This window comes from Streptomyces gossypii (assembly GCF_025165795.1).
Lineage (GTDB): Bacteria > Actinomycetota > Actinomycetes > Streptomycetales > Streptomycetaceae > Streptomyces > Streptomyces gossypii.
Map to the genome: position 1 here is coordinate 134,471 of NZ_JAJAGO010000012.1, position 23,819 is coordinate 158,289.

At 71.2% G+C, this 23,819-nt stretch carries 21 protein-coding genes; 9 read left to right on the top strand and 12 right to left on the bottom strand.

What is annotated here, in order from left to right; translation table 11 throughout:
- Positions 1–45: 45 nt before the first annotated feature.
- Positions 46–831, bottom strand: coding sequence for an SDR family NAD(P)-dependent oxidoreductase (locus LHJ74_RS24645; protein WP_260220396.1), 786 nt, complete (start codon positions 829–831; stop codon positions 46–48).
- A gap of 93 nt (positions 832–924) precedes the next feature.
- On the opposite strand from LHJ74_RS24645, the gene LHJ74_RS24650 reads away from it, so the two are divergent.
- A complete protein-coding gene (locus LHJ74_RS24650) occupies positions 925–1,455 on the top strand; it encodes a GNAT family N-acetyltransferase (protein ID WP_260220397.1) in 531 nt (176 codons plus the stop codon).
- Between the two features lie 26 nt (positions 1,456–1,481).
- Here LHJ74_RS24650 and LHJ74_RS24655 read toward each other — a convergent pair whose 3' ends face one another.
- Positions 1,482–2,696, bottom strand: a complete 1,215-nt coding sequence (locus tag LHJ74_RS24655) for a serine hydrolase domain-containing protein (RefSeq protein WP_375546831.1) — start codon at positions 2,694–2,696, stop codon at positions 1,482–1,484.
- A 318-nt stretch (positions 2,697–3,014) separates the two neighbouring features.
- Between LHJ74_RS24655 and LHJ74_RS24660 the strand changes: the two genes are divergently transcribed.
- The gene (locus LHJ74_RS24660) at positions 3,015–3,428 is read left to right on the top strand and encodes an SsgA family sporulation/cell division regulator (RefSeq protein ID WP_260220399.1); all 414 of its coding nucleotides are present in this window, start codon (positions 3,015–3,017) and stop codon (positions 3,426–3,428) included.
- 235 nt (positions 3,429–3,663) lie between these two features.
- Here LHJ74_RS24660 and LHJ74_RS24665 read toward each other — a convergent pair whose 3' ends face one another.
- A complete protein-coding gene (locus tag LHJ74_RS24665) occupies positions 3,664–5,913 on the bottom strand; it encodes an MMPL family transporter (protein ID WP_260220400.1) in 2,250 nt (749 codons plus the stop codon).
- 93 nt (positions 5,914–6,006) lie between these two features.
- Between LHJ74_RS24665 and LHJ74_RS24670 the strand changes: the two genes are divergently transcribed.
- Complete coding sequence (locus tag LHJ74_RS24670; protein ID WP_375546832.1) at positions 6,007–9,438, top strand: S41 family peptidase; 3,432 nt, start codon at positions 6,007–6,009, stop codon at positions 9,436–9,438.
- An 88-nt stretch (positions 9,439–9,526) separates the two neighbouring features.
- Positions 9,527–9,808, top strand: coding sequence for a hypothetical protein (locus LHJ74_RS24675; protein ID WP_260220402.1), 282 nt, complete (start codon positions 9,527–9,529; stop codon positions 9,806–9,808).
- Positions 9,809–9,953: 145 nt separating this feature from the next.
- Here LHJ74_RS24675 and LHJ74_RS24680 read toward each other — a convergent pair whose 3' ends face one another.
- From LHJ74_RS24680 to LHJ74_RS24690, 3 genes are read right to left on the bottom strand one after another with little or no spacing between them, the layout of a single operon-like run.
- Positions 9,954–10,838: an SDR family oxidoreductase gene (locus tag LHJ74_RS24680; protein WP_260220403.1), complete on the bottom strand. Its 885-nt coding sequence runs from the start codon at positions 10,836–10,838 to the stop codon at positions 9,954–9,956.
- Entirely contained in the window at positions 10,835–11,863 is a 1,029-nt protein-coding gene (locus tag LHJ74_RS24685; protein ID WP_260220404.1) for an alpha/beta fold hydrolase, read from the bottom strand. Before LHJ74_RS24685 ends, LHJ74_RS24680 begins: the two co-directional genes overlap by 4 nt.
- Positions 11,860–13,440, bottom strand: coding sequence for a flavin-containing monooxygenase (locus tag LHJ74_RS24690; RefSeq protein ID WP_260220405.1), 1,581 nt, complete (start codon positions 13,438–13,440; stop codon positions 11,860–11,862). The genes LHJ74_RS24685 and LHJ74_RS24690 overlap by 4 nt, the downstream gene beginning before the upstream one ends.
- Positions 13,441–13,637: 197 nt before the next feature.
- Here LHJ74_RS24690 and LHJ74_RS24695 point away from each other — a divergent pair, with 197 nt between their 5' ends.
- Together LHJ74_RS24695 and LHJ74_RS24700 are read left to right on the top strand one after the other, a co-directional pair.
- Positions 13,638–14,543 (top strand): MerR family transcriptional regulator, encoded by a 906-nt coding sequence (locus LHJ74_RS24695; protein WP_260220406.1) that lies wholly within the window; start codon positions 13,638–13,640, stop codon positions 14,541–14,543.
- Positions 14,544–14,669: 126 nt separating this feature from the next.
- Positions 14,670–15,752 (top strand): hypothetical protein, encoded by a 1,083-nt coding sequence (locus LHJ74_RS24700; RefSeq protein ID WP_260220407.1) that lies wholly within the window; start codon positions 14,670–14,672, stop codon positions 15,750–15,752.
- Positions 15,753–15,792: 40 nt separating this feature from the next.
- Here LHJ74_RS24700 and LHJ74_RS24705 read toward each other — a convergent pair whose 3' ends face one another.
- The 3 genes from LHJ74_RS24705 to LHJ74_RS24715 form a co-directional block, all read right to left on the bottom strand.
- Positions 15,793–16,197: a DUF4440 domain-containing protein gene (locus LHJ74_RS24705; RefSeq protein WP_260220408.1), complete on the bottom strand. Its 405-nt coding sequence runs from the start codon at positions 16,195–16,197 to the stop codon at positions 15,793–15,795.
- Between the two features lie 29 nt (positions 16,198–16,226).
- Positions 16,227–16,433 (bottom strand): DUF397 domain-containing protein, encoded by a 207-nt coding sequence (locus LHJ74_RS24710; RefSeq protein WP_260220409.1) that lies wholly within the window; start codon positions 16,431–16,433, stop codon positions 16,227–16,229.
- Positions 16,434–17,013: 580 nt separating this feature from the next.
- A complete protein-coding gene (locus LHJ74_RS24715; RefSeq protein WP_260220410.1) occupies positions 17,014–17,820 on the bottom strand; it encodes an exodeoxyribonuclease III in 807 nt (268 codons plus the stop codon).
- A gap of 803 nt (positions 17,821–18,623) precedes the next feature.
- On the opposite strand from LHJ74_RS24715, the gene LHJ74_RS24720 reads away from it, so the two are divergent.
- On the top strand, positions 18,624–20,012 hold the full coding sequence (locus LHJ74_RS24720) for an MFS transporter (protein ID WP_260220411.1): 1,389 nt from the start codon (positions 18,624–18,626) through the stop codon (positions 20,010–20,012).
- Positions 20,013–20,097: 85 nt separating this feature from the next.
- On the opposite strand, the gene LHJ74_RS24725 is transcribed toward LHJ74_RS24720, so the two are convergent.
- Positions 20,098–20,835 (bottom strand): sensor domain-containing protein, encoded by a 738-nt coding sequence (locus LHJ74_RS24725; RefSeq protein ID WP_260220412.1) that lies wholly within the window; start codon positions 20,833–20,835, stop codon positions 20,098–20,100.
- Between the two features lie 32 nt (positions 20,836–20,867).
- Positions 20,868–21,746: an NAD-dependent epimerase/dehydratase family protein gene (locus LHJ74_RS24730; protein ID WP_260220413.1), complete on the bottom strand. Its 879-nt coding sequence runs from the start codon at positions 21,744–21,746 to the stop codon at positions 20,868–20,870.
- 70 nt (positions 21,747–21,816) lie between these two features.
- On the opposite strand from LHJ74_RS24730, the gene LHJ74_RS24735 reads away from it, so the two are divergent.
- On the top strand, positions 21,817–22,290 hold the full coding sequence (locus LHJ74_RS24735) for a GNAT family N-acetyltransferase (RefSeq protein ID WP_260220414.1): 474 nt from the start codon (positions 21,817–21,819) through the stop codon (positions 22,288–22,290).
- A 100-nt stretch (positions 22,291–22,390) separates the two neighbouring features.
- On the opposite strand, the gene LHJ74_RS24740 is transcribed toward LHJ74_RS24735, so the two are convergent.
- Positions 22,391–22,963, bottom strand: a complete 573-nt coding sequence (locus tag LHJ74_RS24740) for a class I SAM-dependent methyltransferase (protein ID WP_260220415.1) — start codon at positions 22,961–22,963, stop codon at positions 22,391–22,393.
- Positions 22,964–23,018: 55 nt separating this feature from the next.
- On the opposite strand from LHJ74_RS24740, the gene LHJ74_RS24745 reads away from it, so the two are divergent.
- Complete coding sequence (locus tag LHJ74_RS24745) at positions 23,019–23,786, top strand: AraC family transcriptional regulator (protein WP_260220416.1); 768 nt, start codon at positions 23,019–23,021, stop codon at positions 23,784–23,786.
- The last annotated feature ends 33 nt before the right edge of the window (positions 23,787–23,819 follow it).

Below are 23,819 nucleotides of genomic sequence, written 5' to 3' on the forward strand. Positions count from 1 at the left end.
TCACGATTCGGGCCCGGAGGTGACCGAAGCATCGACCGTTGAAGATCACCCATCGGCGCGGAACGCCCTGCGCAGCCCGAGGTTGCTCATCAGCAGCCCGCCGTCCACCGGGAGCGTAAGGCCCGTGATCCAGGCGGCGTCCGCCGAGGCCAGGAAGGCGACGGCGGCGGCGACGTCCTCCGGCCTGCCGACCCTGCCGAGCGGATATTCGCCCGCGGCCCTTTCCAGCAGCGGGCCCCGGCCCTGCCAGTTCGGGGTGTCCACCGTGCCGGGAGCGACCAGGTTGACGCGCACGCCGCGCTCGGCGCTCGCCCCGGCCAGGGTCCTGGTCAGTGAGGCGAGCCCGGCCTTGGCCGCGCTGTAGGAGTGGTTGCCGAAATCCTGCTCGCCGTTGACCGAGCCGACGCTGACGATCGCGCCCCGCCCTCCCGCCGCGGCCAGATACGGCATCGCGGCGCGGGCGCAGCGGAAGGCGCCGTTCAGCGTGATGTTCTGGTCGTGCAGCCACACCTCGTCGGACTCGTCCTCGAGGAGATCGGCGTCCGGGTGGCAGGCGCTGGCGTTGTTGACGAGTACGTCCAGCCCGCCGAACAGCTCGGCCGCGTACGCCACCGCCTCCTCGACCGACGCACGGTCCCCCACGTCGCAGGCGCGCGCCACGGCCTCACCGCCCCGCTCCCGGACGCCCCGGGCGGCATGTTCGGCCCGCTCGCCGTCGAGGTCGGTGACCAGCACCCGCGCCCCTTCCGCGGCGAGCCGCCCCGCGACCGCCTCCCCGATGCCCCGCCCGGCCCCGGTCACCAACGCCGCGTACCCCTCGAATCGCCGCATCTGATCAGCATGCCCGCGAAGGAGGAGGGAGAAAAGCAAGAGGAGGAGGGAGAACAGCGGGAGAGGGAAGGAAGCGGGGGGAGAATGGTGGGCATGACGACGCACTCTTCCCCGGCGACCCCACGTCCGGCCGGGCCGGGCTGGACGCTCGCGCCGGTGCCGGTCGCGCATCCGGAGGCCGTGGCCGTGCTGCGGGTGTACATCGAGGAACTGGCGGAGCGTTTCTACGGGCGGCCGGCGACCGAGCAGGAGATCGAGGACGCGCTGGTCAAGGAGCCGAGCGACGACCTCGCACCGCCCGGTGGCGTCTTCCTGCTCGCCAGGAGTGCGGACGGCGCGGTGAGCGGCTGCGTCGGGGTCCGCCTCATCGGTGCGCGGGTCGCCGAGCTGAAGCGGGTGTTCGTCCACCCGCACGCACGCGGCAGGGGCGGCGGCGCGCTGCTGCTGGAGGCGGCGGAGGGGGCGGCGCGTGAGCTGGGCGCGGACGTGCTGCGGCTGGACACGCGGGGCGATCTGGTGGAGGCCCGAGCGCTCTACGCGCGGCACGGCTATCGGGAGATACCCGCGTACAACGAAGGCCCGTACGCCGAGCACTGGTACGAGAAGCGGCTGCCGACCGCCTGAGCACGGTCCGGCCGGTGCGGCCCGGGTCAGCGCGGTGCGCGGCGTCCTTCCGGGAGGCAGCCGCGCAGGGCGCGGATGAGGGCCTGGGCTCGCGGGTCCGAGGTCACCGATTTCTGCATGCCCGCCGTGGTGTAGGCGAAGGAGACGCCCGCCTCCGGGTCCGCGAAGGCCAGCGACCCGCCACGCCCCGGGTGGCCGAAGGAGCCGGGCCCCAGCATGGGCGAGGCGGGGCCGTGCAGCATGTAGCCGAGACCGAAGCGGGTGTGCGTCAGCAGCACCTGGTCCGGGCCCGAGGACTCCTGCGAGCGTGCCTGGGTGAGGGTCGCCGGGGTGAACAGGCGGCGTCCGTCCTCCGGTTCGCCGATGAGCGAGGCGTAGAAGCGGGAGAGCGCGCGGGCGGTGGTGACGGCTCCGGAGCCGGGGAGACCGGCGGTGAGGTAGGCCGGGTCGTTCTCGTCCGGGTGCGGGGTGATCACGCCGAAGGTGCGGCGGGTGAGTGAGGCGGGGTCACGGTAGGCGTCCGCGACGGCGCTCTTGGCACGGACCCGCAGGCCCTGCCCGGCGGGCTGTTCGGGGGCCTCGGCGGCGACGGTCCGGGCGATACGCGAGCCCGCACCCGTGACAGCGGACCCGCTGTCGCCGCCGCTCGCCGGTGGCAGGCCGAACCACAGGTCCAGGCCCAGCGGTTCGGCCACCTCGTGGGCGAACCAGACGCCCAGCCGCTGCCCCGTCACTCGCCGCACCAGCTCGTCCAGCAGCCAGCTGAAGGTGTGCGCGTGGTAGCCGTGCGCTGTACCCGGCTCCCACAGGGGTGCCTGCGCGGCCACCGCGCGGGGGCCGCTGACGCCGTCAACGGCCTCGGCGAGGGTGAGGGGGCGGTCGAGCACCGGCAGCCCGGCCCGGTGTGCGAGCAACTGGCGTACCAGCACCCGCTCCTTGCCGTTGGTCTTGAACTCAGGCCAGTACGTGCCGACCGGCGCGTCCAGATCGAGCCGGCCGCGCTGGTGGAGCAGGTGGAGCACGGCCGCCGCCGGCCCCTTGGTGGCGGAGCGCACCATCACGGCGGTGTCCCGGGCCCAGGGGGCGCCGCCGTCGCGGGTGCCGCCCCACAGGTCGATGATCTGGCGCCCGTCCAGGTGCACGGCCAGCGCCGCACCCGTGTCGCCGCGCGCGGCGAAGTTGCGTACGAAGGCGTCGCGGACCGCCAGAAAACCGTCCGCCACCGTGCCCTGGACCTCCACCGCGCCTGCCCCGTTCCTGCTCAGTACCTCGTCTGCCGTGCCCTCCCCATGCTGCTACGGGCGCGGATTCCGCACCCCGGCGGGGTCAGGTCGGGACGCACGGACGGGCACAGGCGGCACAGGCGGCGCGCGAACGCCCCGTCAACCGGCCCTGTGGCACAGCTCACTGGCCGGTCTCCGTGACTGCTGCCCCGCAGGCCGCGTCTGAGTAGGTAACGGCCTGATCCGCGACAGGGAGCGGATCAGGTTGTCAGGGGCTGCGCCGGGAGACCCGCCCGTCCTTCCTGGTGCGCCGCCCCACACACGGAGGAGCAGACGATGTCCGCAGTCATAGTCAACACCGCGCAGGCCCGCCTGATCGTCCGGTCGAGCGTCGCGCGCCCGCTGTCCGTGATCCTGCGCTACGACGACCGGGACCCGCTGGCCGTGCGCCTCGCCTTCCCCGCCGACGCCTCCCTCGACGGCTTGGAGGTGGAGTGGACCTTCGCCCGCGAGCTGCTGGACACGGGGTTGCAGACGCCTGCGGGGGCGGGTGACGTGCGGCTGTGGCCGTGCGGCCCGGCGCACACCATGCTGGAGCTGCACGCGGCGGAGGGGATGGCGCTGGTCGAGCTGCGCAGCGCCGATCTGCGCGGCTTCCTGCACCGTGCGCACGAGTCGGTGCCGCGCGGCCACGAGCGGCCCGCCACCGATCTGGACAGCGCACTGACCGCACTGCTGCGGGGCGTGTGACCCGCCCCTGACGTGTGACCCGCCCTTACGCGGCGGCCCCGGCGGACGAATGCGCCCGCCCGCGCCATCTCGGCGCGGGCGGGCGGGTGGAGCGAACAGCGGGTGGAGCGAACGACGCGCGGGGAGGCGTTGGCCGTCCGGGTGAGGGGCGGGACACCGGTTGCGGCCGGTGCCCCGCCCCTCCTCTCGTTTCCTCCTGGTCCCGATACGCGCCGGTACCAGGGGGTACCTGCCGTCAGACGCGGCTGGTCTCGTGCTCCCGCTGCGGCGGTATCGTCGGCTGCGGCTCCTCGGCGCCGGGCGCGGCAAGGTGCTTCTGCAGCTTCTCGCCCTCGACGTCGACGTTGGGCAGCACCTTGTCGAGCCAGCCCGGCAGCCACCATGCCTTGTGGCCGAGCAGTGCGAGCACCGCCGGGACGATCGCCATCCGCACCACGAACGCGTCGAAGAGGATCGCGATGGCGAGGCCGAAGCCCATCATCTTGATCATCGAGTCGGACGCGCCGATGAAGCCGGCGAAGACGCTGATCATGATCACGCCCGCCGCGGTGACGACCCGGGCACCGAGGTTGAAGCCGGAGATGATGGCTTCCTCCGGGGTGTCCCCGTGCACGAACGACTCGCGCATCCGGGTCACCAGGAAGACCTCGTAGTCCATCGCCAGGCCGAAGATGACGCCCACCATGAAGATCGGCATCATGCTCATGATCGGTCCGGTCTCCGAAACCCCGAGCAGCCCCGCCATCCAGCCCCACTGGAAGACGGCGACGACCGCGCCGAGCGCGGCCAGCACGGAGAGCAGGAAGCCGAGCGCCGCCTTGACCGGCACCAGCAGGGACCGGAAGACCATCATCAGCAGCACGAAGGCGAGCCCGACCACGAGGATCAGATACGGCACCAGGGCGTCGCTCATGACCTGCGAGAAGTCGATCGCAACCGCCGTGGCACCGGAGACCAGCACCTTGGCGCCGGTGTCGGATTCGAGCGGGCCGGCCGCGTCACGGATGGACTTGACCACGTCCTCGGTGCCCGTGTCGCTCGGGCCCGCGTTCGAGATCGCCGTGATGGTGGCCGTGTCCTTGTTCTCGTTGAAGGTGGCGGGGGTGACGTTGACGACGCCCTCCACCTTCTCGACCCGCTCGCCGACCGTCTTGGCCGCGGCCTCCGGGTCATCGACACCCTCGGTGTCCAGGACCAGCAGCAGCGGACCGTTGAAGCCGGGCCCGAAGGCGTCCGACAGCATGTCGTACGCCTTGCGCTGAGTGGTGTCGGTGGCCTGGTTGCCCTCGTCCGGCAGACCCAGGGTCATGCTGGAGACCGGGATCGCGACCACACCGAGCCCGACCACGGCCGTCACCAGCACCATGACCGGCTTGCGCAGTACGAAGCGGGCCCAGCGGGTGCCCATGTTCTCCTTGGCGCCGGGCACGTGGAGCGGCGGTACGCCCGTCTCCGGGTTGGCCTTGCGCACCTTCTTGCCGAAGATCCGCTTGCCCACGATGCCGAGGGCGGCGGGGACCAGGGTGATGGCGGCCAGTACGGCGATGACCACGGTGCCGGCGGCGGCCATGCCCATCTTGGTGAGGAGCGGGATGTTGACGATCGCGAGCCCGACCAGCGCGATGACGACGGTCAGACCGGCGAAGACGACGGCCGATCCGGCCGTGCCCACCGCGCGTCCGATGGCGTCCTCGCGGGTTCTGCCCTCCGTCAGCTCGGCGCGGTAGCGCGAGGCGATGAACAGGGCGTAGTCGATGCCGACCGCCAGGCCGATCATCATCGCCAGGGTGCCGGTGGTCGCGGAGAGGCCGAGGGTGGCACCCAGCGCGGTGATCGACATCATGCCGATCATGACGCCGATCAACGCGGTGATCAGCGGCAGTCCGGCGGCGACCAGCGACCCGAAGGTCACGACCAGCACGATGGCGGCGATGGCGATACCGAAGATCTCGGCGCTGCCCATCTCGGGCTCGACCATCAGGGCGTCACCGCCGGTCTCGACGGTCAGACCCTTCTCACGGGCATCCGCGGCGACCTCCTCGATGCCGTCGCGGGTCTTGTCCTCCAGCTCGTTGGTGGGGACCTTGTACGTGCCGCTCAGGTACGCGACGTCGCCGTCCTGGCTGACCGCGCCGCTGTTCTCGGCGAAGGCGTCGGAGACGGAGGCCAGCTGGTCGTTCTTGAGTGCGTCGGCAGCCTCGTTGACGACTGCCTTGTGTTCGGTCGCGGTGATCTTCTCGCCGTTGGGCGCCTTGAAGACCATCCGGACGGAGGCGCCTTCCGCCGAAGCGGCGGGGAAGCGGTCCTCCATGATGTCGAAGGCTTCCTGGGCTTCTGTCCCGGGCAGCGCGAATTCGTCTTCGGGGGGTGCGGAGGCGGTGGAGGCGCCCACTCCTACGGCGACGAGCACGGCCACCCACAAGAGGGCGACGATGCGGCGACGCCGGAAGGCGAGTCTGCCTAGCTTGTACAAAAAGGTGGCCACGAGAGTGGTTCTCCGGTCTCGGGTCGCAGGGGCACTGACAGTCCATGCCAAAAGACGCGCGCTCCTAGGTCGAGGGATGACTCCTCAAGCGGAATGAGTGCCACGTCACAACTTGCCGCTCCGCAATCACCCATAAGAATTGGATACGTGACTGATTATGGTGCTTACCTCCGTTACCCCCACCTTCATGGCGATCTGATCTGTTTCAGCGCGGAAGACGATCTCTGGGTGGCACCACTCGTCCCGCCGGACGTCGCGCCCGAGCGCGCCTGGCGGCTGACCGTCGACCGCACACGCATCGGCCACCCGCGCTTCTCCCCCGACGGAGGGCAGGTCGCCTTCACCACTTGGCGCAGTCTCGACCCGGAGATCCATCTCGCTCCCGTCTCCGGCGGCCCGGCCCGGCGGCTCACCTACTGGGGCTCCCCCGACACCCGCGTCTGCGGCTGGGCGCCCCCGGACAGCTCGGGTCGCAGCGACATCCTCGCCGTCGCCTCACACGGCCAGCCCTTCTCCCACTTCACCTGGTCCTACCGGGTGGCCACGGACGGCAGCCCCGGCAGCCAGCTGCCCTGGGGCCCGGTGTCGCATCTGGCCATGACGGAGCGCGACGGGGAGCGCCGCACGCTGCTGCTCGCCGGCAGCGCGCCGCACGAACCCGCCTCCTGGAAGCGCTACCGGGGCGGGGCGACGGGCAGGCTGTGGCTGCAGGGGGAGCGGCTGCTGCCGGAGCTGAACGGGCATCTGGACAGCCCCCTCTTCGTGACGGTGGCGACGGCGGCCCCCTCCGGAGAGGGCGGGGAGAGCGGAGAGGGCGGGGAGCGCATCGCCTTCCTCTCCGACCATGAGGGCATCGGCAACCTCTACTCCTGCCGTCCCGACGGTACCGGCCTGCGCCGCCATACCGACCATGCCGACTTCTACGCACGGCACGCCGCGACCGACGGCCGGCGGGTGATCTACCAGTGCGCCGGTGAGCTGTGGCTCGTCGAGGACTTCTCCCCCACGGGGACGCCGCGCCGCCTGGACGTGCGGCTCGGCGGACCGCGCGCGGGGCGCCGTACGTACCAGGTGCCTGCCGCCGCGCATGTCGACTCACTGGCCGCCGACCACACCGGGCGGGCGAGCGCCGTGTGCGTGCGCGGCAGCCTCTACTGGCTCACGCACCGCGACGGCCCGGCGCGCACCCTCACGGACACTCCGGGCGTACGGGTGCGGCTGCCGGTGATACTCGGCGACACGGGGCGCATCGCCTACATCACGGACGCGGAGGGCGAGGACGCCATCGAGATCGCGGACCTGCCGCGCGCCACCCGGCCCAGCACGCCACAGCGGATCGCCTCGGGGCAGCTGGGGCGGGTGCGTGAACTGGTCGCGGCGCCGGACGGGGCATCGGCCGCGGTCGCCTCGCACGACGGCAGGCTGCTGGTGGTGGACCTGCGCTCGCCGGAGGACGGCGGACCGCCGGAGGAGATGGCCGAGCCGACGGCCCCGATGGCCGCGCCGACCGCCGACCCCAGGGTTACCGAGATCATCCGCTCCATCAACGGCCCGGTCCACGACCTGGCCTTCGCCCCCGACTCCCGCTGGCTGGCCTGGGCACACCCCGGCATCGGACGCTCACTCAGCCAGATCAAGATCTCCAAGCTGTGCGGCAACCGGGCCATCATCGACGTGACGGACGGCCGCTTCGAGGACGAGCAGCCGGTCTTCACCCAGGACGGCCGCTATCTCGCCTTCCTCTCCTGGCGGGGCTTCGACCCGGTCTACGACGTGCACACCGGCGACCTCTCCTTCCCGCTGGGCTGCCGCCCCTATCTGGTGCCGCTCTCCTCGGCCACCCTCTCCCCCTTCGCCCTCACCCCCGAGGGCCGCCCCGCCGCCGGCGGACTGGACCCGCAGGACACCGCGCCGGAGGCGGGCACCGTACTGGTCGAGGCGGAGGGGCTGCCGAGCCGGGTCACCCCGTTCCCGGTGGCGGCGTCCAAGTACTCCGCGCTCCGTCCGGTCGCGGGCGGCGACCTGATCTGGCTGCGCTATCCCATCTCCGGCGCGCTCGGCGAGACCTTCGCCAACCCCGCCGACACCTCGGGCCGTCCGACACTCGAGCATTTCGACCTGGTCAAGGCGAAGCGCACCGAACTCACCGGCCATATCGACTGGTTCGCGGTCAGCGGGGACGGCACGCGGCTCGTCGTCAACGACAGCGGCGACCTGCGGGTGATCCCGGCCGACGACCAGGCGGACTCCGACTCCACCACCTACCTCGACATGCGCCGCATCCTGCACGAGGTCGATCCGGCGGCGGAGTGGCGGCAGGCGTTCGACGAGGCGGGCCGGATCATCCGTGCGTACTTCTGGGAGCCGGAGATGACCGGCATCGACTGGCAGGCGGTGCTGGACCAGTACCGTCCGCTGGTCGAAAAGGTCGCCTCACCCGGCGAGTTCGCCGATCTGCTGCGTGAGGTCCTCGGCGAGCTGGGCACCTCGCACGCCTACGTCTCCGCCGCCCGCCGCAACGAGGGGCCGCCCCACTACCAGCGCCCGATCGGTCTGCTCGGCGCCAACTTCTCCCGCACCCAGGCCGGGGAATGGCAGGTCGCGCGCATCCTGCCGGGCAACTCCTCGGATTCCAGGGCGCGTTCGCCACTGGCGGGCTCCGGAATCCGCGAGGGCGCCACGCTCACCCATGTCGACGGCCGCCCCGTCGACCCGGTCACCGGACCTTTCCCGCTGCTGGCCGCCGCGGGAGCCACCACGGTCGAACTGACCTTCTCCCGCCCCGACCCGGAGCGCCCGCCGCGCCGCGTCGCCGTCGTACCGCTGGTCGACGAGCGCCCGCTGCGCTATCAGGACTGGGTCACCAAGCGCCGGGAGGTCGTACGCGAACTCAGCGGCGGCAAGTGCGGCTATCTGCACATCCCCGACATGGGCGGCTCCGGCTGGGCACAGTTCAACCGGGACCTGCGGATGGAGGTCTCCCGGCCCGCCCTCATCGTGGACGTACGGGGCAACGCGGGCGGTCACATCAGCGAACTGGTGGTCGAGAAGCTGACCCGGGTGATTCTCGGTTGGGACCTCACCCGGGACGCGCAGCCCGTCAGCTACGCGAGCAACGCGCCGCGTGGCCCGGTCGTCGCCCTGGCCGACGAGGCGACCGCCTCCGACGGGGACATGATCACCGCCGCGTTCCGGCTGCTGGGGCTGGGCCCGGTGGTCGGCGGGCGCACCTGGGGCGGGGTGGTGGGCATGACGGGGCGGCACCGGCTCGGGGACGGCACGGTGATCACCGTGCCGATGAACGCCGCCTGGTTCGAGACCTACGGCTGGTCCGTGGAGAACTACGGAGTGGAGCCCGACATCGAGGTGCTGCGCAGCCCGACGGACTGGGCCGAGGGGCGGCACCGCATCCTGCAGGCGGCCGTACGTACCGCCCTGGACCGGCTGGAGCAGCACCCGGCTTCGGCCCCGCCCGACTACAGCGAGGTGCCGGACCGTCGCCGTCCACCGCTCCCGCCCCGCTAGAGTCACCTGAATTGCCCATAATGCGAAGAAAGATGTCACATGTCACTCTGGTGGAGTCCCCGTACGTTTCACGTGCTTTGGAGCAATCATGGGTATATCTGACCAGTTCCCCGAGCAGTCCGAGGAAGCCCAGGACGACCTGCGGCAGCGGCAGGGCGGCATGGAGGAAGAACAGCAGGAACAAGAGCGCGGAATGGAAAGCGAAGGCGGCACGCGGCGCGGCGGCGAGCAGCAGGAGCAGCGCGGCGGTGTGGAGGAAGAGCGCGATCGCTCCCAGCAGGGCTACGGCGAAGAGGCGGAGCAGCCGGAACGGGGCATGAGGGACGAGGGCGAGGGCGAGGCCGAAGGCCCGCGCGGCATGGCCGTCTGAGGGTCCGGTCCCGGCGGTCTCGCGCGAGAGGGACGCGCAGCGCGCGTGTGTGAGGGGTGCACCCGGCCACGGGGCGGGTGCACCCCTGGGGTCTGTCGTGTGGATCACGCCGGGTTCAGCACGGTCCGGACAACAGACCCAGGTCCTACCGCCCCGCGCGGGCCTTCTCGTCCGCCTCGCCGCCCGCGCCGACGAGTCCGGTCCGACCGTCGGAATCCGCCAGCCTGGGCTCGAACCGAGCCATCTCGCGCTGCCCCACCCGGCCGATGACCGGTGGCAGATACCCGCGTATGCCCTGCATACCGCGCAGCCACCACTGCGCGTACACATGGTGCGAGCGCCGCTCTATGCCCGCGACGACGCGGTCCACGGCGGGGCCCAGCGGATAGGTCTTGTTCGAGGGCCAGGGGAGCTTGCCGCGCAGATCGCGCATCACGGCATCCTCGTCCGCGCCGCGCACCATGTCGGTGTCGGTCCAGCTCAGATAGCCGACACCCACCCGTACGCCCTTGTGCCCTACCTCCGCGCGCAGACAGTGCGCGAACGCCTCGACACCCGATTTGGAGGCGCAGTAGGCGCTCATCATCGGCGCCGGCGTGATCGCCGCCAGCGAGGCGATCTGCAGGAAGTAGCCGCGCGAGGCGACCAGCAGCGGCAGGAAGGCACGGGCCGTGACCGAGCCGCCGATCAGATTGACCTCGATGACCCGCCGCCAGGACTCGGGGTCGGAGTCGGCGAACGGACCGCCGGAGGCGACGCCCGCGTTGGCGACCAGCACGTCCACCTTGCCGAAGTGCTCCCCCACCTCCGCCGCGACCCGGACCATCTCACGGTGGTCGGTGACATCGGCGTGCCAGGCGCGCGCCTCGGTGCCCAGGGAGGCGCTGACCCGCTGGAGCGCTTCCGGCTCCAGCCCGACCAGCGCGAGCCGCGCGCCACGGGCCGCCAGCTTGCGTGCCAGCAGTTCGCCGATGCCGCGCGCGGCACCGGTGACCACGGCGACCTGCCCGTCCAGATCCCTGCGGCTCATGCGCTCTCCTCCTTCGCGGACGCCTTCGCGACGCGCTTCGTGGCCGACTTTGCGGCTGGCTTTGCGACTGGCTTTTCGACTGGCTTTGCGGCGGGCTCCGTCTTCCCGGCCTGGCCGGTGAGGTGGTCCCGTACGAGGCCGGTGAGCACGCCGGTGATCGCCTCGGGTGCCTCGACGGGCGTCATGTGCCCGAGCCCGGTCAGTCCTGTCAGACCAGTGCAGTTCGGCAGCGCGGCGGCCATCCGGCGCGCGTGGGCGTACGGGGTGAGCCGGTCGGCGGTGCCCGCGACGACGGCGGTCGGCTGCGTCAACCGGGACAGCCCGTGCCGCAGATCCAGGGTGGCGAGCACATGCCCCCAGGCCGCCCGCACGCGGCGCGGACAGGCGTGCACGATGCGCGCGCAGACGTCCACCCGCTCAGGAGCCGAACCCGGGCTCATCGTCGCGTACTTCAGAATGCTCCGGGCCACCGGTGTGACCGGCCCCATCGGAAGGCTGCTGCCGAGCACCGTGCGGTGCAGCCGCTCGCGCAGCCGCCCCGGCCGAAGCGGCAGCACCCGTGACTCGGCAAGAAGATGGGCGCTGCCGGTGCTGCACAGCATCAACGCGGCAGCCCGCGCGCGCAGTTGCTGGTGCTCGGCGGCGGCCATCAGGGTCATCGCACCCATGGAGTGCCCGCCGAGCACTGCCCGTTCGCCCGGCGCGAGGGTGGCCTCCAGCACGGCGCACAGGTCGTCGGCGAGCACACGGGTGCCGTATCCGGCGGGGTCGGCCGCCGGGCTGGCGCCATGACCGCGCAGGTCGTAGGCGATGACCCGGTGGCCGTCGGCGACGAGCGCCCGGATGACCGGGGCCCAGAAGGCGATCGAGCAGGTCCAGCCGTGCACCAGGACGACGGCGGGCGCACCCGGCGCGCCGTACTCCGCCACGTGCAGCGCCGCGCCGTCGGCGGAGTGGACGGTACGGGTGCCGCGCGGCGGTGGCGGGGTGAAGTCCACGGCTGCGAAGGCGGCATGGTCGGTCATCGCCCCTCCTCCCCCGCGGCGACAGGCTCGGCCCGCCGCGTCCTGCCGCTCGCCGTCCCGGTCCCGGGCGGTGGCGCAGGCGCAGGCGCGCGCAGCACCTCGTACTCGGACAGGTCGATCTGCCGCGTGACCCTGCGGAACTCGGTGGTCGTACCGGGCCACACCGTGGTGTTGCGTCCGTTGGCGTCCAGATACCAGCTGTCGCAGCCGCCGGTGCTCCAGACCGTGCGCTTCATCCGGTCCTGGATGTGCGCGTTCCACGCCTCCACGGAAGCGGAGCGGGCGTCGAAGGCGACCTTGCCGCCGAGGGTGTCCAGTTGGCGGAGGTAGTCGACCATGTAGTTGAGCTGGGCCTCGATCATGAGGATCATCGAGCTGTTGCCCAGGCCGGTGTTGGGCCCGATGACGGTCAGGAAGTTGGGGAAGCCCGCCGCCGTGCAGCCGCGCAGGCCCTTCATGCCGGAGTACCACTCCTCGGCCAGGGTGGTGCCGTTGGCGCCCTTCACCCGCTCCGCGATCGGCATGTCGGTGACGTGGAACCCGGTGCCGAAGATGATCGCGTCAGCTTCGGTCTCGGTGCCGTCGCTCGCGATCAGCGTACTGCCGCGTACCTCCTTCAGGCCGGAGGCGACCAGGTCGACGTCGGGCCGTGCGAGCGCCGGGTAGTAGCTGTTGGACAGCAGGATGCGCTTGCAGCCGATCCGGTAGTCGGGGGTCAGCTTGTCGCGCATCGCCGGGTCCTTGACGGCCCGCTTCATGTGCGCGGAGGCCAGCTTCTCGACAAGACCCAGGCGGTTCGGGTGCTTGGTGAAGGCGCTGACCTGCAACTCGCGCAGGCCCCAGAGCAGTTGGCGGCGCAGCGTGCCGGTACCCGGCACCCTGTCGTGCAGCCAGCGTTCGGGCCCGGTCACCGGGCGGTCGACACGCGGCATCACCCAGGGCGCGGTGCGCTGGAAGACGGTGAGCCGCTCCACCTCGGGCGCGATGGCCGGGACGATCTGGATGGCGGAGGCGCCCGTACCGACCATCGCGACGCGTTTGCCGCGCAGGTCGTAGTCGTGGTCCCACTGCGCGGAGTGGAAGATCTTTCCCTCGAAGGTCTCCAGGCCGGGGAAATCCGGGATCTTCGGGTCCGAGAGCGGGCCGGTGGCGCTGACCACGAAGTCGGCGGTGAGCGTCGACCCGCCGTCCGCCCCTGTCTCGATGGTCCAGTGCAGTTCCTCGGTGTCCCAGGTCATCCGGATGACCTCGGAGTTGAGGCGCAGATGCGGGCGCAGCCCGAAGGTGTCGGTGACCCGCTCCAGATAGGCCCGGATGTGGCTCTGTCCGGAGAAGGTGCGTGGCCACCCGGGATTGGGGGCGAAGGAGAAGGAGTAGAGGTGTGAGGGTACGTCGCACGCACACCCCGGATAGCTGTTGTCCCGCCAGGTCCCGCCGACCGAATCCCGGCGCTCCAGGACGACGAAGTCCGTGATACCCGCGCGGCGCAGCCGTACGGCCGCCCCCAGGCCGCCGAATCCGGATCCGATCACCGCCACCCGTACGTGCTGTTGCTCGCGCTCGCGCTCGGCTGCCATGCCGTCGCCTCCCGAGAGTTCCGAGGGTTGTCTTACGGCCCACTGACCGCGCCAGCAATCACTGGCATGGTTGGGAGACTAAAGCAGTCGGCTACCGATGGGTAGAGTCACGGCAGAGGAAGTTACCGCTGGTTACACGATCTTTCCGTGCCTCCACATCCGGCTCACGGCACGCGCGGCCGTCATAGGCTGGCGGCGTGGGGATTCCAGACGAGCGACACGAGGTACCGCAGGACGCGGACGCGTCCGCGCCTGCACGGCAGGCCGCCGAAGCGAGCCCGGAGCGGGCCGCCGAAGAGGGCGGACCGCCGGAGCCTGAGACCACCCCGAGCACACCCCCCGGCGCCGCTCCGCAGACCGCACCCCACACCACCCCTCGCGAGTTCCGTGCCACCGAGCTCGCCGAGGAAGCCGGGATCACTCCGCGCACCCTCCGCTTCTACCGGGAACGCAAGCTGCTGCCGCCGCCCCGGCGCGCGGGCCGTATCGCCTGGTATGACGAACACCACCTCGCCCGGCTGCGCACCATCGCCGCACTCCTGGCCCGTGGCCACACCCTCGGCGGCATCGCCGATCTCCTCAGCGCCTTCGAGCAGGGCCGGGTCGGGCACAGCGCGGCCGAACTGCTCGGCCTGGAGACCATGTTCGCGACACCCTTCTCCGAGGAGATCCCGGTCCGGCTCTCCCCGGAGGACCTGGCGGGCTACTTCGCGGACGACATCACCACGGAGAATCTCGCCGACTCCCTGGACATCGGCTATGTCGCGGTCGACGGCGACGAGATCGTCCATGTCAGCCGCCGCCTGCTGGACGCCTCGGCCGCACTCGTCCAGGAGGGCATCCCGCTCTCCGCCGTACTGGCCGCCGGACGCCAACTGCGCGTGCACACGGACGCGATCGCCGCGGTCTTCAGCGACGTCGTCCGCACCCATCTGCTCAGCGGCGAACTCTCAGGCACGGACGCGGAGCGCATCAGCCACACCCTTGAACGGGTGAACCCGCTGGCAAAGGAGGTCGTCCAGGCCGAGCTGGGCCTCGCCATGGACCGCCGCGTCCGTGCCGAACTCGACGCCTGGCTGGAGGACTCCCCGGCCGAGGAGTAGCCCGGCCGTCTGCATCGCCAGCGGCAACAGGACACCCCTCCTGCCCGCACGTGTCCGATGTGCGGGCAGAATGTGAAGGAACACGACCGATTGTGGTCACAGGGTGTACGCAAGGGGGCGGCGAGGATGACAGAACGGACACGAGATGCGTCCCCCGCGTGGAAGAGCCGGCTGCCCGCCGGTATCGGCCTGCTGCTCGTACTCGTCTCCATCGGGCTGTCCGCCCTCGTGGCGGTCAAGGTAGCGGACATCCGCGAGTACGAGACGGCGCCCGCCTGCCCGACCGGCACGCGATCGGACTCCTGCACGGCGACCGCTCCCGGCGTGGTCAAGGGCACGGAGAACCAGTCCACGGGCAGGGGGCAGAAGTACTGGCTCCTGCTGACCGAACAGGACTCGGCAACCGTGCAGCGCATCCGCATGGACGGGCACCGGCCGGTGTACGACGCCGTGCGCGTCGGCGACAAGGTGACTCTGACGTACTGGCAGGGCGAGATCAGCACCGTACGGCTCGGCTCCGCCGCCCAGGAGGCCTGGGCCTCGCCCGCCAACGACTGGCGCTTCGCACTTGCCTTCGCCCTCATGCTGCTGCCCTTCGGGCTCATGCTGCTGGCGACCGGCTGGTGGGTCCGCTACCGCGCCCCGTTCGCGAAGACACTGGTCCCCTGGGGGTTCACCACCGCATGGGGGGCGGGCGCCACTCTGAGCACGCTCGGCTGCGTGGCGGGCATGATGGCCGGCAGCGTGCGGGAAGCGCTCGTGGTCATGGCAGCCGCTGTGCCTCCGTCCCTGCTGCTGGGCCTGCTGTTGGCATGGTGGCTGCGACGGCGCATGAGGAAGGCCGCCGACACCAGCGACATCGTTCCCGTGCACACCAAGAAGCGACGGTGCGTGCCCGCGTCCGTACAAGGCGACGTCCCGTACAGCGTGGACGGCTTCTCCTACCTCGTGGTGGGCGACGGACCCCCGGCAACCACGCCGGACCCCAGTGGACACGCCGTCCTCCGGGCTCTGCCGGAGACGCTGACCGTGGAACGCGTCCGATCGTTCCAGCCCGGCGACCCCGACACCTGGATGCAGGCCCACAAGCTCGACGGCATCGTCATCGAATGCCGGGACGGCGACCGCCCAGTCCTCATCGCCACCCGCCGCGGCGACGCGCCGATGATCCTCGGCGCGCTGACGTCGTGGCCGATGCGAGCCGCCTGACCACTCGGCCTGACCGCTCGGCCTGACCGCTGGACAGGTCCTACGCGTCGTCCCAGGCCATCGAGCTCATCCGCCAGCCGGCGGGCGTCCGCAGGAACTGCGTGGTCTTGCAGCCGGAGCCCTCGAACCACTCACCGTCCAGGAAACCGGACTTGCGGTACTCGCTGAAGCGCTGCGCGATCGACCCGAAGACCTCGGTCCGCTCGGCGACCTCCCACTCGGAGAACTCCGTCAGCGTCCCGTCGGTGAGAATCTTCTGCCGGGGCTCGATGAACCCGTCGAGATCGTAGAACACGGGCTCGTCACCGGCAGTGCTGACGATCACCCCCTGCGGGATGAACACCTCACGGATCACATCGACGTCCGGCCGACGGCCCCCGGTGTTGGTGAACGCACCCAGAAAGGTACGCATCAGCTCGTCCAGCTCGGCTTTGACATCCGACACGGCTACTCCTTCCAATCACCACCTGCGGGTCAGAGAACCTGGCGCTCCGCGCCGCCCTTGACTCCCGCGACGAACGACGCCCACGACACCCCCGAAAACACCACTACCGGCCCGCACGGCACCTTGCTGTCACGCACGGGGACGACGCCGGGGAAACCGGGGGCCACCTCGATGCAGTTGCCGCCGCTGTAGCTGCTCTTGATCCACGGTGCCGCGCCCAGATCGGAGGAGTTCATGATGGGCGTGCCCTTCCATATTTGCGGTGATCAGAGCGGCCGAGTCCGTAGCTGAAAGTGCGTCTGCTCTGAGCACATCATAGGTCTGCGCGTGCCGTGCGACAGCTGCTGGATCATCGTTGGCTCAGCAGTTCGTCGCACCGATGGGCGAACGTATCGTGCGGGACGCGCGTCCCCGAGCGGGCGAGGGATTTCTTCACTGGCCGCAGGGCTCGCGCCGCGAAGTCGGCGTTCGCCACGGACGGGGGAGCAGGCCGAGCGGTCGCGGTGCTCATGGTGTGACCGTCCCTTCGTGTGGCGGCTAAGGGCTGTCCCGTAATCCCTGGTGGATCAGGCGCGGCGTCAGATGCGGTGCTTCGCAAGGCGGAGGGGCGTCCTCATACCGGATGTATCCGGGCGTTCCGGCAACGCAGCGAGGTGCCGTAGCTGTCGTTGTGCGCCCGCCAGGGATCACGGGACAGCCCTTGGGACCACTTCGAGGTAAACGTGACGGCTGCCGTGCACCGTGTCGCGCGGATGCGCCAAGCGTGGGCTGCGGCCAGGCGCCGGCAGGCCGCCGACATGGCAGAGGCAGAGCGGCTCATCTCACATCGAAGGTGACGGTGACCGGGGCGTGGTCGGACCAGCGGTCGGTGTGGGTGGCGGCGCGTTCGACGTACGCCTTGACCGCGCGCCGGGCCAGGCCCGGAGTCGCCATCGCGTAGTCGATGCGCCAGCCCGAGTCGTTGTCGAAGGCGCGGCCACGGTAGGACCACCAGGAGTACGGGCCGGTCGCGTCCGGGTGCAGGGCGCGGACGACGTCCACGAAGCCGCCGTCGTCCGGGTCCAGAACCTGGGACATCCAGGCGCGCTCCTCGGGGAGGAAACCGGCGGCCTTGCGGTTGGCGCGCCAGTTCTTCAGGTCCGCCTCCTGGTGGGCGATGTTCCAGTCACCGCACACGAGCACCTCGCGGCCCTGGTCGGCAGACCGCTTGCGCAGGTCCCGCAGATAGGGCAGGAAGGCGGCCAGGAAGCTCTCCTTCTCCGTCTGCCGCTCCGTCCCCACCTCACCGGAGGGCAGGTAGAGGCTGGCCACGGTCAGGCCGGGCAGATCGGCCTCCACATAGCGCCCCGACTCGGCGAACTCGGGCACCCCGAAGCCCACCCGTACGGCGTCCGGCTCGCGCCGGGTGAGCAGTGCCACACCGGCTCGGCCCTTGGCGGCGGAGGGTGCGTAGACGGCGTGCCAGCCGTCCGGATCGCGGATCTCCTCCGGCAGCTGGTGCGGCTCGGCACGCACCTCCTGGAGGCAGACCACATCCGCCTCGGTGGCCGCGAGCCACGGGCCGTAGCCCTTCTTGGCGGCGGCCCTCAGTCCGTTCACATTGACGGTCGTCACCGTGTCCAACACAAGCTCCTGCGGTCGCGCGGTATCGCTGTCCTCTGCGGTGCGGCGGGCTCCCGCCGCTTCCTGACCGGGTCAGGTTCCCACACACCGGTGGGGCGCCCCTGCGCTGCCGCCGATGAGGTGAAACACATGTTCTGCCGGGTGGGGCGTGGAGGCCGGGCGGCGCTGCCTTGCGAATCCTGGGGCCGATCCGGGTCCGGGGCTCCCCTCCCGAGGCTCACCGCTCACGGCCGGTAGCCCGCCCGGGTCCCCCCACCCACCCTTTGATGGAAGCGTGCCGCGCCGGCACAGCGCCCCTGACCGGTGGGGGGCGAGGGCGCGACCGACGGTTCGCCGGCCGCCCTCCGCCTCGCCGACAACTCTTCGGCCGGGACGCTCACCCCGCGGGGCGACCGCGCCACGCTCGCCGGGGACGGCGCGGCCGAGTGGTACCTCCAACGCGTCCTCTGAACCTGAGGTAGACCGTGCCGGTCGCAGCGCTCGACCAGGGGTGCGGCCGGAGCGGTCGACCGTGCTCCGGGGGAAATCCCGTTGTGCCGGGACTGCCGGGGGTGAGTACGCTGCTCCCGTGCCCCTCTCAGACAGGGTGCGCCGCCCATAACGGCGGCGTGATTCCCTGACCCACGTTCGCCGTACCAGCGTCAGCTGCCGTGCGGCTTTTCGGGCTGCGCGGCTCCACGTTCCAGACGGCGGAGCATTCTGTGCGCACCTTTTCCCGTTCTTCTCCTTCTCGTCCGGGCTCTCCGGGCTCTCTCTGGTCCCTGGTCTCTTCGGGTTCTCCCTCTCCTCCTGTTCTCGTACTGGTGACGGTACTGCTGTCGTCACTGATGTTTCCGTTGACGATCACCGGGGCCTCCGTGGCACTGCCCGGGATCACCGGCGATCTGGGCGCCGGGCTTGCCGCGTCCCAGTGGGTGGTGAACAGCTACAACGCCGCGTTCGCCGGGTTTCTGGTGATCACCGGCGCGCTGGCCGATGTGCACGGCAGGCGGCGGGTGTTCGCGGGCGGTGTCGCACTGTTCTTCGTCGGCGGCATGACCAGCGCCTTCGCCGGAGACGTGCTGCTGCTCAACACCGCGCGCGGGGTCAGCGGTGCCGGTGCCGCGGCGGCCACGACCGCCGGGGCCTCCATCCTCGCGGCGACGTTCGAAGGCGCGGCGCGCGGGCGGGCGTTCGGGCTGCTGGGCACGGTGCTCGGCGTCGGAACCGCCTTCGGTCCGATGGTCAGCGGGTTCCTTGTGGACGCGCTGAGCTGGCGCGCGGTCTTCGCCGTTCCGGCGGCCGTGGCCGGGCTGGTGCTGCTGCTGACACCCGGCCTGCCGGTGCTGCCCGGCAAGCGCGGTGGCGGGCAGGGGCAAGGGCAGGCGCAGAAACGGCGCGGGCACGGGATCGACTGGTCGGGCGCGGTCCTGTTCGCGCTGCCCCTGGTGCTGCTGATCTTCATCCTCGGTGAAGGCCCGGTGCTGGGGTTCACCCACCCCGGAATCGTGCTGGCCGTCGCTGCGATCGCCACCCTGGGCGCGCTGTTCGTACGGGTGGAGCGGCGCGTGTCCGAGCCGATGTTCGACCTGGGTCTGGTGGCCAACCCCCGGTTCCTCTCGTACGCGGTGGCGGCGGGCTCACTGATGGGCATCCTGGTGCCGTTGCTGGTCTATCTGCCCTCGTATCTGATCGACGTCGTGGGGCTGGGTGCCGGCCGGGCCGGTGTGTGGCTGCTGATGCTGACCATGCCCGTGGTGCTGCTGCCGACCCTCGGAGCGGCGCTGGCGAAGCGGCTGCCGTCCGTCGTGCTGGTGGCCGGTTCGGTCGCGGTCAGCGGGGTGGGGGCACTGCTGCTGGCGGTGACGCTCGGGCCGGACAGCGGCCCCGGGGAGTTGCTGGCCTCTCTCGTGCTGATCGGCACGGGGGCCGGGCTGACCATGGGTGTGCTCGACGGGCTGGCGATCAGCAGCGTACGGGCGGAACAGGCGGGTACCGCGGCCGGACTGTTCAACACCGCGCGGCTGGCCACCGAGACCATCGCGCTGGCGGCGGTGGGCGCGCTGCTCGCGGCCTGCAGCGGCGGGGAGTTGAAGGGGGCGGAGTTCACCGAGGGCATGCGGGCGGCGGGGCTGGCGCTGAGCGGGTTCGCGGCAGTCGCTGCGGCAGGTGTGATCGCGCTGGCACGGAAGGCCCGGCACGCGAACGGCTGACCGAGGTGACCGAAGTGACCGCCTGAGCGGGGAGGAGGCAGGAGCCCGGGGCCGCGACGGCCCCGGGCTCCGTCGCGGCGGCGGGTCAGGCAGCTGCGGACTCCGCCCGGGCCGCCGCCGTCCGGTTCGTCAGCAGGCCCTGGGCGAGGGCGGCCTGGAGTGCGCAGAGACCGCGTACCACCGGGATCGCCGTCGCCAGCAGCACCACGCCGACGCCGGTGTTGAACGCGATGTCGGCTCCCTGAGAAGAGATGCCGAACATCAGGTCCAGCAGCCCTTCCTCCCCTTCGCTACGCGGCAGCGACCATGACCACACGGCGTAGAACAGCTCGCCGACACCGGCGACCGTCCAGACCAGCGCGATGACGAAACCCGCTATCCGCAGCGGGAAGGCCACCAGCATGTGCGCCAGGTCGCGCCAGGACTGCGGCTCCAGCAGCGCACGCAGCAACCCCTGGACCCCCGCACCGGCCGTATTCCGGTAGTGGTGCGCGGGCAGCCTGCGTCCTCGGACGGCCTCGACCCGCCTGCGTTCCACCCTGGCGAAGCCCCGGGCCGCCCTCAATGTCCCTGCCAGGACCGGCAGTCCGAGCAGTACGACGAAGCTGCCCACTCCGAGGGAGAAACCCGCGACCGCGACCACGAAGGCGGCAACTCCCAGCGGAAGCCCGGTGAGCAGATAGCCGAGCTCGCGGCCGAAGCGACCCGCGCGGGGTGCGGCGGTGTCCAGGGCGCTAGGCGCGGACGGGTAGCGGGATTCGGTCGCGTAGCGGGATGCGGACGGGTAGCGGGATGCGGACGGGAACGCGGTCGTCTCGGGCATGGGTTCAGCCTTCCTTCTCCCGCGCGCCGTCGCTAACCGGGTGGCCGCCGCCTCAAGGTGGGGGTATCCCTACCGCCCCCGTCTCGGAGATGCCGGAGAGTGAAGTCCGGGCTGGTGAACACTCCGCCCTGCAATTCCCGTTCGGCGTCCGTCGCCTCGTCGGGCGCGGCGTGCACGGCTATCCGCTCCGCGAACACCTCGGCGTCGTCCACCGGGGTGTAACCCAGGGCTTCGCCCGCTCCTGGATCCCAGAACCGGTGAGTGTTGGCGGATACCGCGTACGCCGTCGCGAAGTGCACGTCCGGTGCGGTGAGCGCGGCCCGGACGAAACCGAGGCAGTCGCGCGGGCTCAGCCAAGTCGTCAGATGGCGCGGCTCACTGGGCTCCTCCTCGTAACTCCCGATGCGCAGGGCGACCACGGACAGCCCGAACTTGTCCGCGTACAGCTGCCCGAGAGCTTCGAGGGCGACCTTGCTGACCCCGTACAGCCCGTCCGGCCGCGGGGGACGCTCCGGGGTGAGCGTCTCGCTGACCGGGTAGAAGCCGGTGACACGGTTGGTACTGGCCAGTACCACCCGGGCAACCCCCTGGAGCCGCGCGCCCTCCAGTACGTGATGCGTGCCCAGGATGTTGCTGCTGACGAGATCCGGCAGCGGTGCCTCGTCCGGGATGCCGCCCAGATGCACGACAGAATCCGCGCCCGCCAGGACGGCCGTCACGGCGTCGGCGTCGCGCAGATCCAGCCGGTGCACCTCTTCCATCGGCGACTGCGGTGCGATCCGCTCCCGGTCCGTGACGATGAGCCGGGACGCCTGCTCCCGCAGCCCCGCCCGCAGCGCCCGCCCGATGCGCCCGGCGGCGCCTGTCACCACGACCGTCCCCAGCCCGGAGGTGCTCCGTCCAGATTCCATGCCCTCCAGACTGCCCCACTCCACTGACATCGGCCTCCGGCCGGGACGGGGGCGGCATTACGATGCCGGAATGGAGATAGTTCCCGTCCGCTACGACCACCCCGACGCGGTGAAGCTGAACGGCATCGTTCAGGAGGAGTACAACGAGCGCTACGGGGAGAGTGACGTCACCCCGCTCGCCCCGGAGATGTTCGACCCGCCGCACGGGCTGTACCTGCTGGCGTACGACGAGGACGGGCAGCCGCTGGCCACCGGTGGCTGGCGGACGCAGAACCACAGCGCCGAGGGTTACGCGGACGGGGACGCCGAGATCAAGCGGATGTTCGTGGTCCGCGCGGCGCGAGGGCGCGGGCTGGCCCGGCGGATACTGGCGATCCTGGAGGACAGCGCGCGCGAGGCGGGGCGCGGCCGCATGGTGCTGGAGACCGGCACCGAGCAGCCCGAGGCGATCGCGCTCTACCGCTCCTGCGGCTATGCGCCCGCCACCAAGTTCGGCCACTACCGCTTCCACGACGAGAGCCGCTGCTACGCCAAGAAGCTCTGAGCCGAGCGGCAGCCGCGCTACCCGGAAGGTGCGGCTCTGCGGCGTGGCGGAGAGCAGCACGACGAGCAGCACGCTGCCGGACGCCAGCGTGAACCTTGGCTCAGTCCTTGCGTGCGCGGAAGCGGAGTGACCCGCTCTCCGGGTGCAGGTCGACCGCGATCCCGCTGAATCCGGCGGCCGACAGCCGGGCGGGCAGGGTGGCCGGGTCCACCGTGTTCATCGTGTCGCGCACGTGCAGCAGCCGGAAGCGGAAACTGGGCTGGCTGTCGCTCCCGGCGAAGACTCCGCCCGGTCGCAGCACCCGGTACGCCTCGGCGAAGATCCGGTCCTGCAACTCGTCCGTCGGCACGTGGTGCAGCATGGTGAAGCAGACGACGGAGGTGTACGAGGCGTCGTCCAGCGGCATGGCGGCGCCGTCGCCGTGCACGATGCGGGCCCGTTCGCCGTAGTCACGCTCCAGCAGCCGTGCCGTCGCCCCGTCGATCTCGACGGCGGTCAGCCGGGGCACCTGCTGGACCAGGACGCGCAGGTTCGCGCCGTAACCAGGGCCGATCTCCAGTACGTCGGTGCCCAGTTCGACGTCGGCGAGGGCCCAGGGCAGCACCCTTTCCTTCACTGTCCGCGCCCATTTCTCGGAGCTGCACAACTTGCGGTGTGATCGGTTCATCGGCATGGGCACGACGCTACGGCCGGCCCGTCGTGGCTGCTACGGGCTAGGCTGACAAGCGATGTCGCCAAACGGACAGGAACTGCCGCAGGACCCGGGCACGCCACCGCCCACGGCCATCGTCATCGCCAGCTTCGCGATGTCCGTCGGCCGCTGGTTCCACACCCACGAGCACCGGGCGCACCAGCTGGCCTGGTCCCCCAGCGGCCTGGTGACCGTACGCACCGCCACGGGCACCTGGCTGCTGCCGCCCACCCTCGCCCTGTGGATCCCGGCCGGTATCCGGCACGCCACCGGCCCCAGCGGCGCCGCGGTGATGCGCAGCGCGTACGTGGTGCCCGCGCGCTGTCCGGTCCGCTGGACGGAACCGACCGTCGTCGCCGTACCGTCGCTGCTGCGCGAGCTGATCAACCACCTGGCCGCACCGGAGCTCCCGCGCGCCGCGCGGACCCGCGCCGAGGCGGTGGTCTTCGACCTGCTGCAGCCCGTCTCCGTGCACACCGTTTCCGTCACCGACCCGGCCGATCCGCGGGCCTGCCGGGTCGCGGAGGCGCTGGCGGCGCATCCGGCGGACGGCCGTTCGCTGGCCGAGTGGGGGCTGACGGTCGGCGCCAGCGCCCGCACGCTGGCGCGCCTCTTCACGACCGATACGGGGATGAGCTTCGGCCGGTGGCGGGAGCGGGTACGGATGCGGGCGGCGATGCTGCTGCTGGCCGACGGCCTGACGGTGGAGGCGGTTGCACGGCGGGTCGGCTACGCCTCCGCCAGCTCGTTCGTCGCGGCGTTCCACCGCACGGTGGGGCTGACACCCCGCCAGTACTTCAAGTGACGAAAGGAAGGGTGTGACGCCGCCGGACGACCG

What these genes read in the sequence shown, in the direction of transcription:
- LHJ74_RS24710 (WP_260220409.1), bottom strand. Translation starts at nt 16,433, where the DNA reads ATGAACTCCTCCGATCTGGGCGCGGCACCGTGGATCAAGAGCAGCTAC.
- LHJ74_RS24730 (WP_260220413.1), bottom strand. Translation starts at nt 21,746, where the DNA reads ATGGAATCTGGACGGAGCACCTCCGGGCTGGGGACGGTCGTGGTGACA.
- LHJ74_RS24725 (WP_260220412.1), bottom strand. Translation starts at nt 20,835, where the DNA reads ATGCCCGAGACGACCGCGTTCCCGTCCGCATCCCGCTACCCGTCCGCA.
- LHJ74_RS24645 (WP_260220396.1), bottom strand. Translation starts at nt 831, where the DNA reads ATGCGGCGATTCGAGGGGTACGCGGCGTTGGTGACCGGGGCCGGGCGG.
- LHJ74_RS24650 (WP_260220397.1), top strand. Translation starts at nt 925, where the DNA reads ATGACGACGCACTCTTCCCCGGCGACCCCACGTCCGGCCGGGCCGGGC.
- LHJ74_RS24660 (WP_260220399.1), top strand. Translation starts at nt 3,015, where the DNA reads ATGTCCGCAGTCATAGTCAACACCGCGCAGGCCCGCCTGATCGTCCGG.
- LHJ74_RS24700 (WP_260220407.1), top strand. Translation starts at nt 14,670, where the DNA reads ATGACAGAACGGACACGAGATGCGTCCCCCGCGTGGAAGAGCCGGCTG.
- LHJ74_RS24735 (WP_260220414.1), top strand. Translation starts at nt 21,817, where the DNA reads ATGGAGATAGTTCCCGTCCGCTACGACCACCCCGACGCGGTGAAGCTG.
- LHJ74_RS24745 (WP_260220416.1), top strand. Translation starts at nt 23,019, where the DNA reads ATGTCGCCAAACGGACAGGAACTGCCGCAGGACCCGGGCACGCCACCG.
- LHJ74_RS24680 (WP_260220403.1), bottom strand. Translation starts at nt 10,838, where the DNA reads ATGAGCCGCAGGGATCTGGACGGGCAGGTCGCCGTGGTCACCGGTGCC.
- LHJ74_RS24690 (WP_260220405.1), bottom strand. Translation starts at nt 13,440, where the DNA reads ATGGCAGCCGAGCGCGAGCGCGAGCAACAGCACGTACGGGTGGCGGTG.
- LHJ74_RS24670 (WP_375546832.1), top strand. Translation starts at nt 6,007, where the DNA reads ATGAGTGCCACGTCACAACTTGCCGCTCCGCAATCACCCATAAGAATT.
- LHJ74_RS24685 (WP_260220404.1), bottom strand. Translation starts at nt 11,863, where the DNA reads ATGACCGACCATGCCGCCTTCGCAGCCGTGGACTTCACCCCGCCACCG.
- LHJ74_RS24675 (WP_260220402.1), top strand. Translation starts at nt 9,527, where the DNA reads ATGGGTATATCTGACCAGTTCCCCGAGCAGTCCGAGGAAGCCCAGGAC.
- LHJ74_RS24740 (WP_260220415.1), bottom strand. Translation starts at nt 22,963, where the DNA reads ATGCCGATGAACCGATCACACCGCAAGTTGTGCAGCTCCGAGAAATGG.